The sequence below is a fragment of the Photobacterium jeanii genome (genome assembly GCF_001650345.1).
Classification (GTDB): domain Bacteria; phylum Pseudomonadota; class Gammaproteobacteria; order Enterobacterales; family Vibrionaceae; genus Photobacterium; species Photobacterium jeanii.
This window is the reverse complement of sequence record NZ_LVHF01000033.1, coordinates 488,399-501,885: the sequence shown is the minus strand read 5'-3', so window position 1 is coordinate 501,885 and position 13,487 is coordinate 488,399. Positions and strand designations below refer to the sequence as shown.

Annotated in this window: 13 protein-coding genes; 7 read left to right on the top strand and 6 right to left on the bottom strand. The window is 41.9% G+C overall.

Annotated features, from left to right (window positions below; genetic code table 11):
• Positions 1 to 12: 12 nt before the first annotated feature.
• The 6 genes from A3K86_RS19655 to A3K86_RS19630 form a co-directional block, all read right to left on the bottom strand.
• Positions 13 to 447, bottom strand: coding sequence for a hypothetical protein (locus A3K86_RS19655; RefSeq protein ID WP_068335424.1), 435 nt, complete (start codon positions 445 to 447; stop codon positions 13 to 15).
• A gap of 5 nt (positions 448 to 452) precedes the next feature.
• Positions 453 to 830: a hypothetical protein gene (locus tag A3K86_RS19650; protein ID WP_068335423.1), complete on the bottom strand. Its 378-nt coding sequence runs from the start codon at positions 828 to 830 to the stop codon at positions 453 to 455.
• A 13-nt stretch (positions 831 to 843) separates the two neighbouring features.
• Positions 844 to 1,359 carry a hypothetical protein gene (locus tag A3K86_RS19645; protein ID WP_068335417.1) on the bottom strand — a complete coding sequence of 172 codons (516 nt, stop codon included), beginning with the start codon at positions 1,357 to 1,359 and terminating at the stop codon, positions 844 to 846.
• A gap of 1 nt (position 1,360) precedes the next feature.
• Positions 1,361 to 2,158 carry an EAL domain-containing protein gene (locus tag A3K86_RS19640; RefSeq protein WP_068335415.1) on the bottom strand — a complete coding sequence of 266 codons (798 nt, stop codon included), beginning with the start codon at positions 2,156 to 2,158 and terminating at the stop codon, positions 1,361 to 1,363.
• Positions 2,159 to 2,176: 18 nt separating this feature from the next.
• Positions 2,177 to 2,359, bottom strand: coding sequence for a hypothetical protein (locus A3K86_RS19635; RefSeq protein WP_068335411.1), 183 nt, complete (start codon positions 2,357 to 2,359; stop codon positions 2,177 to 2,179).
• Positions 2,360 to 2,993: 634 nt separating this feature from the next.
• On the bottom strand, positions 2,994 to 4,703 hold the full coding sequence (locus A3K86_RS19630; RefSeq protein WP_068335408.1) for an NAD-dependent malic enzyme: 1,710 nt from the start codon (positions 4,701 to 4,703) through the stop codon (positions 2,994 to 2,996).
• Between the two features lie 240 nt (positions 4,704 to 4,943).
• Here A3K86_RS19630 and A3K86_RS19625 point away from each other — a divergent pair, with 240 nt between their 5' ends.
• From A3K86_RS19625 to A3K86_RS19595, 7 genes are all read left to right on the top strand, one after another.
• Positions 4,944 to 5,735: a TOBE domain-containing protein gene (locus tag A3K86_RS19625; protein ID WP_068335405.1), complete on the top strand. Its 792-nt coding sequence runs from the start codon at positions 4,944 to 4,946 to the stop codon at positions 5,733 to 5,735.
• A 1,585-nt stretch (positions 5,736 to 7,320) separates the two neighbouring features.
• On the top strand, positions 7,321 to 7,740 hold the full coding sequence (rbsD, locus tag A3K86_RS19620) for a D-ribose pyranase (protein ID WP_068335403.1): 420 nt from the start codon (positions 7,321 to 7,323) through the stop codon (positions 7,738 to 7,740).
• Positions 7,741 to 7,768: 28 nt separating this feature from the next.
• Complete coding sequence (gene rbsA / locus A3K86_RS19615; protein ID WP_068335401.1) at positions 7,769 to 9,274, top strand: ribose ABC transporter ATP-binding protein RbsA; 1,506 nt, start codon at positions 7,769 to 7,771, stop codon at positions 9,272 to 9,274.
• Positions 9,271 to 10,263 (top strand): ribose ABC transporter permease, encoded by a 993-nt coding sequence (gene rbsC, locus A3K86_RS19610; protein WP_068335397.1) that lies wholly within the window; start codon positions 9,271 to 9,273, stop codon positions 10,261 to 10,263. Before rbsA ends, rbsC begins: the two co-directional genes overlap by 4 nt.
• 109 nt (positions 10,264 to 10,372) lie before the next feature.
• Positions 10,373 to 11,254, top strand: coding sequence for a ribose ABC transporter substrate-binding protein RbsB (gene rbsB, locus A3K86_RS19605; RefSeq protein ID WP_068335395.1), 882 nt, complete (start codon positions 10,373 to 10,375; stop codon positions 11,252 to 11,254).
• Between the two features lie 228 nt (positions 11,255 to 11,482).
• On the top strand, positions 11,483 to 12,403 hold the full coding sequence (gene rbsK / locus A3K86_RS19600) for a ribokinase (protein WP_068335392.1): 921 nt from the start codon (positions 11,483 to 11,485) through the stop codon (positions 12,401 to 12,403).
• 55 nt (positions 12,404 to 12,458) lie between these two features.
• Complete coding sequence (locus A3K86_RS19595) at positions 12,459 to 13,466, top strand: substrate-binding domain-containing protein (protein ID WP_068335388.1); 1,008 nt, start codon at positions 12,459 to 12,461, stop codon at positions 13,464 to 13,466.
• Positions 13,467 to 13,487: the final 21 nt, after the last annotated feature.

Genomic DNA, 13,487 nt, shown 5'->3' with positions numbered 1-13,487 from the left:
TTAACTTCTCTCTTAATTACTAACAAATGTATTCTGACTTAACAATAATTCTTGTGATGCTAATTGTTGCTTTAACATCTCTATTTCATATTCTTTCTCTTCTAGTTCAAAATCCCTCATTTTTTCTTCTTGTTTCAATATACGAACGCACTCTGCAGGACTTGGATTGTTATCATGGAATGAAAATGGAATTTCTAGCTCTATATATAAGTGCTTATCATTATTATAATTTTCAGTCCAATGATAACGATTTATGTTATTGCGTTTACCATTCGCTGCACCGCCTCGAACGCCAGCTTTAATTCTAGATAACCTCTTTGAAGATGAACATGAAGCTCCAGTATAAGATCTAACATCAAATCTAAGATCGTTGGCCACGACTTCACTAATAGTCAATAAGTTTATAGTTAAAAATGAAGATAGAAAGATAAATTTAATTTTGTTCATATTAACTACTCTGGTGTTATAACTTTCACATGTGAACAAATAACAGTGTTATAAGCCGATTCTGAACTTGAGTGTCTCATTCTCGTACAAACGTCTGATATACTATTTTTTGCAACCAAATAAACTTTTATATCGATACCATTATTATAGCCTCCCGGCTTTATTACTGATGTTTCTCCTAATTTAACCTCGACCTTATCAGTCCCTCTAAGAAAAACCTCGGCTTTTCTTGGTATTTCAGTTGTATTATATATCCTAATTTTCACTGGAAATTTCACACCTAGAGGCTTTATTCCAGCGTCTATTCTAACTGGAGATATACCGTGTGACGCTACATCTAATGAAAACAAGGCACTTATCAGTAAAAAAAACATCTTCATCATTAATATTTAACCACTAATCTCTACAAATGAATTCCAATATTATTTGAGCATTATGATGATAGTTTACTGCAAAATCACTTAATGCCAAGTGAGATACCAAGCTCATTTCAAATCGTGCTGTATCATATTCAACTTTAACTTTATATTTCCTTTTTCTAGTTATAATTTTACTCAACATAGCTAATCTAAAATTATGAACCCTTCCATTTTGCGTATAGAGGTGCGCCTGAAATGGATTCTGAGAAAAATATGGGTCTCTCTCATTTCGTTTTTTAAAAGAAAAGCTTTGTTTAGAATCAATCTTTGTACTAACTACAACAAAATCCACATAGTTATAATCAGTATTAACAACAACAAATCCTGTATTTGATGTAGACAAAAGGGAATCATGACCAATACTCCCTTCATTAATATCTCCAAGAGTACAATATGAGCCACTGGCAAAAATACTAAAAGAAGTAAAAATAATGAAAAACACAAAAAATACAACTTTCAACTTCATTATAGTTTTTGTTATTAAATTCATCATATCAACACCGCTGATAATTCATGTTTTCAGTTATTAGTAAATTATGTGAAGGCTTGCCATAGAAAAAACCCTGTTGCATTGAAACACCAATATTCGTTAAAAGCATTGCTGTTTCTTTATCCTCAACACCTTCACCAATAACTTGAAGGTTAAGTTGTTTACTCAGTGCCAAAATAGCCTTTAAAATTCTTTGCTTTTTGACATTAAGACAGATATCTAAAACTAAACTTTTATCAAGTTTTATCGTGTTAACATTTAATTTGCTAATATATGAGATATCGCAATATCCTTCACCAAAATCATCTATACTAAATTCAAAGCCTTCTTTACTCAGTGCAGTTATTTGCTCATTAATGACCGTAAAGTCTGAGATTGGTATTCGTTCAGTAATTTCTAACTTAATACGTTCTGCATACTTAAACTTTTTAGATTTAAAGTATTGATATATAAAGTCACTCTCTAGCATTGAAGGTGAAATATTTACACTTAACCACTGTTGTTTTGACAGCGCACCAAGTTCCTCATAGGCTTGTTCAAGCAAAGAACTTGTTAAAGCATCAAGTAGCCCATATTTTTCGATATAATGAATAAACCTATCAGGTAGAATTACATCATTATTACTTATCCAACGGGCTAGAACTTCATAACCAAGTACACAACCTGTCTTGGTGCACATAATAGGTTGGTAATATGGTTTAAATTCAACATTACTGAGCGCCATTTTTAGCCTAAATGGACGAAAATTAAGGCTTAGTAATGAGTAATAAACGAGTTTAAACAGCATTTTTAAATGGCGCATAAGCAATATCACTGCTAATTAAGCGGCTGACTTAAGGTTGTTCATTTTTGTTGTCATCAAGTCAACAACTTCGATATAGACATCATGCAAAGCATCAATGTCTTCAACATTGCCACTTTTAAGCTTATTCATCATTTCCATTTGCAAAGATGATAATACGCTGCGCAAAAGCCTAATTGACGCTTCATTTTTAACTTCCATACATAACCCTCACTCAAATTTAAGTAATAAAACAATCAAACCTAAACAAGCTATCGCTATAGTGATCCATGGTGTTAATAGCCCTGCTAATTCAATATGAGTTGGGAGCAAAGCCAAATTTCCGACCATTTTTGTATGCAGCTCTAACGGGTGCGATAACATGTTATCTTCCTATACTCTTTCTTCTAACACGTCATTAAGTCACATCACTCACCTATCAAACGCCCTTATTAACTAGCAATAGCGGCAGTACAAAGTGATGACGAACCGAACGAGAACAATGCTAACTAAGCAGCCCATCTTTTTGCAGTGAACTTTTATCACTTAAAATAAACATATAAAAACAGACACTTACCCTAGAGTCATAAACCTAAAGTACAGTGTTTTTTTCTACGCAATGGAAGAAGGGGGCAGCCAAATAGGACGCAAACGTATGCGTTTTTCATAACCATATCTAAACAAATACGGATATAGGTATTAATAAAGTGTGATAGAGAGCCGTGAGACTGGTATCAACTATGTTAATGGCATAGATAAAATCATGTGGAAGGCAGTTAACGATTTACATTCCAGTTAAGGAATAAAAAGAACGGTGAATGCTCACCGCTCTTTAAATAACACTTGAAGAGATTAATTATACGCGACGATAAGGTAAGTAAACTGGCTCCCACATGGTTTGCGCGAGTGCTTGTTCTATCTCTAAATCACGTAATTTAGGGTCGGTTTCTTTCAAATTTTGCAACACACAAGTTGCCACTTTAAGTGATACCGCTTTCAATTCACTGATCCTTGGATAAATACAACCGACTTCTAAATCTTGAGGCGATACACATTCTGCTAATGCGTAAGACGCTGTGGTGAACATATCCATAGTTATTTTCTGAGATTGCGCCACAATTGCCGCTAACCCTACCCCAGGGAAAATAAACACATTATTCCCCTGCCCAATACGATAATTCACACCGTTGTAATTAACATCAGCAAACGGGCTACCTGTTGCAACTATCGCTTGTCCGTCACTCCAGTTGTAAATATCTTCAGGTAAGGCTTCACAGTTCGCAGTTGGGTTTGATAATGGAAACACCATTGGGCGTGGCGTGTATTCCATCATTTTTTGAACATGTTCTTTTTTAAATGCCCCACCAATGCCACTTGTGCCGAGTAATACTGTTACTGGGTGATGGTTAATTAACTCGCTTAACGTTACTTTATTTGATTCTTGAGTTTTCCAACCTTCAGCGATATTACGTGGTTTCGCGTACCGTTTTTTATACTCATCCAGCCCATCACGATCATCAAACACGAGACCTTGTGAATCGAGTACAAATATTTTTTCACGCGCAGCTGTATGCGAACACCCTTCTTTTAATAAACCTGCGTAGATTTGATCAGCCACACCAACGCCACCCGCCCCTGCGCCATAAACAACATAGGTTTGATCAGCAAGTGTCTCTTGCTTGATTTTTACCGCGCTTAAGATCCCAGCTAGCACGACAGAGCCTGTACCCTGAATATCATCGTTAAATGAAGGTAGCTCTTCTTCGTAGGCCGATAAATTGTCGAACGCGTTAGACTTACTGAAATCTTCCCATTGCAACACCGCTTTCGGGAAATGGCGTTTTACTTGTTGAACAAACGTATTGATAAACTGCTTATACTCTTCACCACGCATCCGCTTGCGCGGTACGCCAAGGTACATAGGATCATCAAGCAAGTCTTGATTGTCTGTACCCACATCCAAGGCAATAGGTAAACAATGCGCAGGGTGGATACCCGCCCCTAAGGTATATAAAGAAAGCTTACCAATAGGAATACCCATCCCGCCGACACCTTGGTCGCCTAACCCAAGAATCCCTTGGCTATCGGTCACCACGATGATCTTAATGTCTTTACCTTGGAAATGACGTGCTAATTCCCCCATGTTTTCGACATTATCTTGAGTGATGTATAACCCCCGCGCTTTTTGGTAACGGTGGCTAAATTCCTGACACGCCTTACCGACGGTTGGGGTATAAATTATTGGGGTCATCTCTTCGACGTGACGAGAGATCAAGGCATAGAACAAAGTTTCGTTACGATCTTGCAGCGCACGCAAGAACAGATACTTTTCAATATCCGTTGAAGCATTGCGAAAACCGTCATAAACGCGGTTTAGCTGATCATCGAACGTCTGCACTTTGGGTGGTAGTAATCCGGTTAAGTTGAACGCTTCACGTTCTTCATAGCTAAAGGCAGTACTTTTATTTAAGGTGCGGTCGTTGAGCAACTCGGTGCCGGTTAATGAAACAGGTCGAAATTCATTACCGTTTTCATCCTTCCATCTCAAGTATTTTCCTATCGTCATGGTATTCCTCCACGTTTGCCAGCAATAGTGGCATCAAGTTTATGCCCATGAAATCATAAAAAACGTGATGTCATAACGTGATGAATCGCTTACATAACTAACTGTGCTCTCAGCCACAATCAGCACCGCATAAAAACGAACTCTCTCTTTATTAACCATAAACTTTACAGGGAGATAGTTTGGCTAAAGCGCAATAAGTGGATACACTAGCTCGTAACCTTACTGATTTAATTCATATTTATGATGAACTTTGACGCACAACTCACCCTGTCTGAAACTGGGAAAATGTATGCTAACCCTCGCCGCATTGCTTTATTAAAAGCCATTGCAGAAACCGGTTCTATTTCCCAAGCAGCCAAGCTCGCAGGCATTAGTTATAAAGCTGCCCACGATGCGATCAAAGACATGAACAACCGTGCGAGCCAGCCAGTAACCAATAGTGAGAAAGGCGGCAAAGGCGGTGGCGGTGCGCAACTTACGCTTGCAGGGCAACGATTAGTACAAATGTACGATCTGCTAGATCAAATCCAAGACATGGGGCTAAAAGCATTAAATGATGAACAAGCGCCACTGCATAGCCTATTAGGCGTAATGGCGAAGTTCTCACTCCAAACCAGTGCTCGTAATCAGCTATTTGGCACTATTCGCCAAATCAATAACCAAGAACTTCACGATATTGTCGAGATTCAACTTAACAGCGGAGCAACAGTGACTGCGACCATCACCCATGGCAGTACAGTGCGATTAAATTTAGAAGTAGGGAAAGATGTGGTGGCATTAATAAAAGGGCCAGCTGTGTCACTTGCTCGTGAACCTCAGCCTACCCTTTTTGACAATGCGATAAGGGGGAACATCAACACTATCGAACATCATGTCCATAGCGCGGAATATTTATTGCAAATTAGTGAGCATGACTGCTTATGTGCTTCCTTGCTAACTGATCAACAGCCTACGAGTGACAAATTCGAAGAAGGTGATCAGGTTTACGCACTTTTCCACTCTAGTCAGGTAATCATCGCGACTCTAAACTGAGTGGCTGCAAACGCGCATTTTTTTCTTGGTCTGGTTGAGTAAGAAGAATTTGGTATGTTTGCAAAAAACGTTGGCGAGTCATGCTTATGTGTTGCGATGAAAGCCTCTTGGTTTTACATCGCACTCGCCGCTTATCATTCACAGTCGAATGATCTTCTTACACACGGTACACTGATACTTCACATTACATACCAGCTTTTCCCACCAATTGCGTCTAACTTTAACGACACTCTTACACTCACATTCACTGCACATATAACAACTAATGCCTCTAGGCTTACAACATATCCTAGCCACTAGTACCAAATGCTACTTAGTCTATCCAAATAACAAATTAACTTCCGCAAAGTACTAATTAGCCAGCATAAAACTCATATTGATATGCTACACATTAGCATGTTGGGGTACTACGTACCGTTTACTTTATGAGCATCCATTGTGACAAAAGTCAAAAACATGACAGATATGAAACTATTTAGTGTATGCCAAATTGCATAAATGACAAAAGTGACTCATTTGCCCTGATTATCAAAAGCAACGAACTCTTATTTTTGGGTTATTTTTGCACGAAAAATTGTGATATTGATGCCAAAGTAACAGCAGAAATACGCATTCAAATGCTATGAAATAACATCTCTGACTCTTAATGAGGGTGTTCTAGTCACAAGCAGCCATAAAACAAATGAAACATAAAGCAGGAAGAGAGATAAGCAGAAAGAAGAAAAATCAATGAGGAGTAAAATAAAAATGGAGCAAGCGATGATTTGATACCAAATATCAATCCCGTTGCCCCGACCTTATACACAAACCTGAGAATGGGCTATACCCTTCCCCACGCATAATACATTGCTCAAACTTTTTATAATCTGTGTATTGGGACAGCACTAATAACAAAGTTGCCAATACCAAACCAACCATAGAGCCCACCGTCAGCCACTGAATTTTTTTCTTCATTCCAATGACCAGCGCCAACATAGATAACGGGGCTAACGTGAGTGCCAACAACCATGAATTGACAGACAGCGATAGAATCGACACGCCTTTCGACCAACCTTAAATTTAATTAATGAACAATCATTCATTCTCGGAGCTGAATGATAATCTCATTTTGATCAAAGAATCAAAAACATTCCGCAATTTTTGCAAAGCTTTACATAAACCTGACATTATGTCGGCCACTCTTCATTCTAAATATCAATAAGTTAATACTAATCGATGGAAACGACGAAGCATTAATCGACCGTTCAAAAAATCGTCATCTAGCCTTAGTTTAGTTATCCCTACCTACTTCGCATACGTAAACCGACTATACAATGCAGAAATAATCACACTACTGCATATTATTCATTTTTAAGCGCCCCTTTTCGGTGTGAGCCCCTTCGCTTTTTAATCACTAACCACTCATCAAAAGCGATCAATGTCACATTTTGTCATCAATCCAAGTGCAAAATACGACTTTTAACTCTACATTTCAGCCATCGAAACGTTTGCGTAAACGTTTCGATGCTCTAAACTTAACACCAATGTCGATTTTAGGGCGATATTCTCAATTAGCATCATCACTACTAAAAACTAAGGTGCACCCATGAAAAAGAACGCACTCATCAATGCTGAGCTCTCTTATGTGATTGCCACACTCGGGCACACTGATGAGATCACTATTTGCGATGCTGGCTTACCAATTCCTGATGAATCTCAACGCATAGATTTAGCGCTTATCCCTGGTGTACCAAGTTTCATTGAAACTGTGAAAGCGGTACTCGGTGAAATGCAGATTGAAGGTGTGATCATGGCGGAAGAGTTTAAATCGGTTAGCCCTGAACACCACGCCGCACTAATTACCCTTATCGAGCAAGAACAACAAGCCTGTGGTAAAACGATTCGCATCGACTATGTCCCGCACGATGCTTTCAAAGTGCATACCCAAAACAGCAAAGCTGTCGTTCGCACTGGCGAATGTACACCTTATGCCAATGTCATTTTCCAATCCGGGGTGGTGTTTTAAGCCGCGATTAACGCCATAGGAAACCGATATGACTCAACCAATTTTAGAACTTCAAGGCATTGAAAAAGCCTTCCCCGGCGTAAAAGCTCTCGACCATGCTTGCTTGAATGTATACCCAGGCAAAGTCATGGCGCTGATGGGTGAAAACGGTGCGGGTAAATCCACTCTAATGAAGGTACTAACGGGTATTTACGCGATGGACAGCGGGGAAATCCGCTACCAAAGCAAAACCGTGAACTTCAATGGCCCTCGCCATTCCCAAGAAGCTGGTATCAGTATCATTCACCAAGAACTGAACTTGATCCCTGAACTGACCATTGCAGAAAACATTTTTCTTGGCCGTGAGAAAACCAATGCTTTTGGTGGGATCAAATGGTCTGAAATGTACCGTGAAGCCGATGCGCTGTTAAAACGCCTTAATGTAAAACACAGCTCACGCCAATTATTGGGTGAACTGAGTTTGGGTGAACAACAAATGGTAGAGATTGCCAAAGCGTTATCATTCAAATCACAAGTCATCATCATGGATGAACCTACCGACGCCCTGACCGACACCGAAACAGAGTCACTATTTAAAGTGATCAATGAACTGCGTGATGAAGGTTGCGGCATTGTTTACATCTCCCACCGTTTGAAAGAAATTTTTGAGATCTGTGATGACATTACCGTGCTTCGTGACGGTAAGTTCATTGGTCAACGCTCTGTAGCTGAAACCGATGAAGACAGCTTGATTGAAATGATGGTAGGTCGTCGTCTTGATGAACAATACCCTCGCATTGACGTTAAACACGGCACAACTTGCCTTGAGGTGAAAAACCTAACGGGCTCTGGTGTTAAAGATGTGAGCTTCACGCTTGATCGCGGCGAGATCTTAGGTATTTCGGGTCTGATGGGTGCTGGTCGCACTGAGTTGATGAAAGTGATTTACGGTGCACTGCCAAGTGAATCAGGTCAAATCAAACTGGATGGCAAGCAAATTAACCCAATCAGTCCGCAAGATGGTTTGGCAAATGGCATTGCCTACATTTCTGAAGACCGTAAAGGCGATGGTCTGGTATTGGGTTTATCGGTAAAAGAGAACATGTCGTTATGTTCCCTCGAACAACTGTCTAAAGGTGTTCAGCTGAACCACTACGATGAAGTGACCGCAGTTGAAGACTTTATTCGCCTTTTCAACATCAAAACCCCAACCCGTGATCAAATCATCGGCAACCTTTCTGGTGGTAACCAGCAAAAAGTCGCGATTGCTAAAGGTTTGATGACGCGTCCAAAAGTATTGATTTTGGATGAACCAACCCGTGGTGTTGATGTTGGTGCGAAAAAAGAAATTTACCAACTGATCAACCAATTTAAAGCTGAAGGTATGAGCATCATTTTGGTGTCGTCAGAAATGCCAGAAGTACTTGGCATGAGTGACCGCATTTTAGTGATGCACGAAGGCCAGATTAGCGGCGAATTCAGCGCCCAAGAAGCAGATCAAGAAAAACTACTAGCTTGCGCTGTAGGTAAGCAAGTGAACGAGGTAGCAGCATGAGCACCAAGGCTATGAGCAAAGAACAAAATTCAAACACAGGTTCTACGAACAAGCTATTTACTAAAGAATGGTTAATCGAACAAAAATCACTGATCGCTCTGATCTTCTTGATCATCGTGGTGTCGTTCCTGAACCCGAACTTCTTTACCGTTGATAACATTCTTAACATTTTACGTCAGACATCTGTCAACGCCATTATCGCTGTCGGTATGACGCTGGTTATCTTAACTGCCGGTATCGATTTGAGCGTCGGCTCGGTACTCGCTCTTTGTGGTGCCTTTGCTGCCACTATGATCGGCATGGAAATTCCCGTGATTATCGCGGTTCCAACTGCCCTACTGGCAGGTGCGGCACTGGGTGCGATCAGCGGCATCGTGATTGCCAAAGGTAAGGTACAGGCGTTTATCGCAACCTTAGTAACCATGACCTTGCTGCGCGGCGTGACTATGGTTTACACCGACGGTCGTCCTATTTCTACAGGCTTCACTGATGTTGCAGATACTTTCGCATGGTTCGGTACTGGTTACGCCATGGGTATCCCTGTGCCAATCTGGCTAATGGTTATCGTCTTCGCGTCAATTTGGTACCTACTTAACCACACACGTTTTGGTCGTTACATCTACGCGCTAGGTGGCAACGAATCAGCAACTCGCCTATCAGGCATCAACGTAGATCGCGTCAAGATTGGCGTCTACGCAATCTGCGGCCTGTTGGCAGCGCTGGCTGGCATCATCGTAACCTCTCGTCTCTCATCGGCTCAACCTACTGCAGGTATGGGATACGAGTTGGATGCAATTGCTGCGGTAGTGCTTGGTGGCACCAGCCTAGCCGGCGGTAAAGGACGCATCATGGGTACACTGATTGGTGCACTTATTATTGGCTTCCTTAACAACGCACTAAACCTGTTAGACGTGTCTTCTTACTACCAAATGATTGCCAAAGCAGTGGTAATTCTTCTGGCGGTACTAGTTGATAACAAAAACAAGTAACACCTAAATTCGGGGCTAGTTTTTAGCCCCACCCTTAACGGAAACAATGCTGCGTTCCCCGATATTTCGCAGCGAATGACTCTGATCTGAAATCTAAAAGGAATACAGAATGAAAAAGTTAGCAACCCTTATCTCTGCGGCAGTTATGTCAGCATCTATGAGCACAACAGCTGCAGCGCAAGACACTATGGCAATGGTAGTTTCTACGCTAAACAACCCTTTCTTTGTAACCATGAAAGAAGGTGCTGAAGCAAAAGCTAAAGAGCTAGGTTATGACCTGATTGTTCTTGATTCTCAAAACGATCCAAGTAAAGAACTTTCTAACATCGAAGACTTAACTGTTCGCGGTGTGAAAGCGATTCTGATCAACCCAACAGATTCTGACGCTGTGTCTAACGCCATCCGCATGGCAAACCGCTCTAACATCCCTGTACTAACACTTGACCGTGGTGCAAGCCGTGGTGAAGTAGTTAGCCACATTGCATCAGACAACGTTGCAGGTGGTGAAATGGCAGGTAAGTTCATCATGGAAAAAGTGGGCGAAAAAGCACGCGTTATCCAACTTGAAGGTATCGCAGGGACATCTGCTGCACGTGAGCGTGGCGAAGGTTTCATGAAAGCAGTGAAAAACAGCGGTATGGATCTACTAGCAAGCCAACCAGCTGATTTCGACCGTACAAAAGGTCTAAACGTAATGGAAAACATGCTTGCAGCTAACCCAAATGTACAAGCTGTTTTCGCTCAGAACGATGAAATGGCACTCGGTGCACTTCGCGCTGTTCAAGCATCAGGTAAAGATGTGTTGATCGTTGGCTTCGATGGTACGGAAGACGGTGTTGCAGCGGTTAACCGTGGCATCCTTGGCGCGACAATCGCACAACAGCCAGACCTAATCGGTGCGCTAGGTGTAGAAACTGCCGTTAAAGTACTTAAAGGTGAAAAAGTGGCTGAGTACATCCCAGTTGACCTAAAAGTTGTAACTAAGCAGTAACGCATAGTTTGATGGAGAAGCACTTGTCGTGCTTCTCCATTCTCAACATCTTCAAGTCATTACGACAATGTATAAATGAAGCTTTTATATTTAGCAAAGAAAACTTAAAGTTAGTATCACATCAAAATTCATCGTTTAACGCCGCCGTTAACCCATGCATTTTGACCACAACGCAAGTCATAAAAAAATTAAGCACTTGCAATAGCACAGTAGAAATAAGGTCTCGATATGAATAAGTTAGTTGTTCTTGGTAGTGTTAACGCCGATCACGTTCTTCAGGTAGCCTCTTTCCCTCGCCCGGGCGAAACACTTCATGGACATAGTTACACTGTGATCCCAGGTGGTAAAGGGGCGAACCAAGCCGTTGCGGCAGCGCGTCTAGGCGCAGACATCGCTTTCATCGCCTCGGTGGGCGACGACAGCTTTGGTCTTGATATTCGCCAAGCATTCGCCAACGATGGCATCAACATTGATGCAGTAATGGTTGAAGAAAACACCCCTACGGGCATTGCGATGATCCAAGTCGCTGCGACAGGCGAAAACAGCATTTGTATTTCGGCAGAAGCGAATGCTTGCCTAACCCCAGAGCGCATCGCACCACACCATGCTTTGATCAGCGATGCTGATACGCTATTGATGCAACTTGAAACACCTATCGATACTATCGAGCAAGCAGCACGTATTGCGAAGCAAGCCAATACCAAAGTGGTGCTAAACCCAGCACCTGCTCAAGCATTAAGTGATGACTTATTGCAACTTATTGATATTATTACGCCAAACGAGACAGAAGCCGAACTACTTACTGGCATTAAAGTAGATGATACTCAATCAGCACAACAAGCAGCCGATGCCCTTCACCAAAAAGGCATCCCAGTTGTGATGATCACCCTTGGTAGCAAAGGGGTATGGTTGAGTGAGAATGGCCAAGGCGTACAAGTGGAAGGTTTCCGAGTTGATGCCAAAGATACCACTGCCGCAGGTGATACCTTTAACGGTGCCCTGCTAACGGGTCTTCAAGAAGGTAAATCTCTGCACGATGCGATTAAATTTGCTCACGCAGCCGCTGCGATTTCTGTTACCCGTTTCGGTGCTCAAACTTCAATCCCGCACCGCCGAGAAGTGAAACACTTCCTGCTAGAACATAGTTAATCGATCTATACGCCCCGTGCTTGTCACGGGGCGCGCGACAATACAGGGACATCGTATGGCAACCATCAAAGATGTTGCAAAACATGCTGGCGTATCAACCTCAACCGTCAGCCACGTACTTAATCAAACACGATTTGTCAGTGAAGATATTTCCTCGCGTGTGCGTGCAGCCGTTGAAGAGCTGAACTACGCACCTTCAGCCCTCGCCCGCAGTCTCAAAGTAAACCACACGCGTACTTTCGGCATGCTAGTAACGACCTCCACCAACCCATTTTTTGGTGAAGTCGTTAAAGGTGTTGAACGCCGCTGTTACGAGCAAGGCTATAACTTAATCCTCTGTAACACCGAAGGTGACATCGACCGCATGCGCTCAAACCTTGATATGCTTCTACAAAAGCGTGTCGATGGTTTATTACTCATGTGTAGCGAAGTGGAAACCAGCGCGTTTGATTTATTCGCTCGCCACCAGCCAGTACCGACAGTCGTAATGGATTGGGGCCCAATCGACTTTCCAAGCGATAAAATTCAAGATAATTCCCATCATGGTGGTTACCTCGCCACCAAGCACTTGATCGAAAAAGGGCATACGCAAATCGGTTGTTTAACCGGGCCGCTTGATAAGCTTCCTGCCCAGCAACGTTTATCTGGCTTTGTACAAGCGATGGAAGAGTCTGGCTTAACGATTAACAAAGACTGGATTGCCTCGGGCAATTTTGAGTGCGAAGGCGGTGAAAAAGCTTTTAATGCCATTTATAAAAATGGAAAGTTACCAACCGCATTATTCGTTTGTAATGACATGATGGCGATGGGAGTGATCAATACAGCCCACAAGCAAGGGATCAGCGTACCTGATGATTTATCTATTGTGGGTTACGACGACATCAAGCTAGCAAAATATATCACGCCATCACTGACCACGATCCATCAACCAAAGCACCGTCTTGGTCAGCAAGCTGTGGATACGCTGCTTGAGAAAATCAACAAACAAAGCGATTCCAACAAGGTAATCCAACTTGAACCAACCTTGATGGAACGTGACAGTGTGAAAAGCTTAACGCCTTAATCGCCTCTGCGAACAGTCATC

Coding starts and splice junctions, on each gene's coding strand:
- A3K86_RS19595 (WP_068335388.1), top strand. CDS start 12,459: ATGGCAACCATCAAAGATGTTGCAAAACATGCTGGCGTATCAACCTCA.
- A3K86_RS19655 (WP_068335424.1), bottom strand. CDS start 447: ATGAACAAAATTAAATTTATCTTTCTATCTTCATTTTTAACTATAAAC.
- A3K86_RS19625 (WP_068335405.1), top strand. CDS start 4,944: ATGATGAACTTTGACGCACAACTCACCCTGTCTGAAACTGGGAAAATG.
- A3K86_RS19650 (WP_068335423.1), bottom strand. CDS start 830: ATGATGAAGATGTTTTTTTTACTGATAAGTGCCTTGTTTTCATTAGAT.
- rbsB (WP_068335395.1), top strand. CDS start 10,373: ATGAAAAAGTTAGCAACCCTTATCTCTGCGGCAGTTATGTCAGCATCT.
- rbsD (WP_068335403.1), top strand. CDS start 7,321: ATGAAAAAGAACGCACTCATCAATGCTGAGCTCTCTTATGTGATTGCC.
- A3K86_RS19630 (WP_068335408.1), bottom strand. CDS start 4,703: ATGACGATAGGAAAATACTTGAGATGGAAGGATGAAAACGGTAATGAA.
- A3K86_RS19635 (WP_068335411.1), bottom strand. CDS start 2,359: ATGGAAGTTAAAAATGAAGCGTCAATTAGGCTTTTGCGCAGCGTATTA.
- A3K86_RS19640 (WP_068335415.1), bottom strand. CDS start 2,158: ATGCGCCATTTAAAAATGCTGTTTAAACTCGTTTATTACTCATTACTA.
- A3K86_RS19645 (WP_068335417.1), bottom strand. CDS start 1,359: ATGATGAATTTAATAACAAAAACTATAATGAAGTTGAAAGTTGTATTT.
- rbsC (WP_068335397.1), top strand. CDS start 9,271: ATGAGCACCAAGGCTATGAGCAAAGAACAAAATTCAAACACAGGTTCT.
- rbsK (WP_068335392.1), top strand. CDS start 11,483: ATGAATAAGTTAGTTGTTCTTGGTAGTGTTAACGCCGATCACGTTCTT.
- rbsA (WP_068335401.1), top strand. CDS start 7,769: ATGACTCAACCAATTTTAGAACTTCAAGGCATTGAAAAAGCCTTCCCC.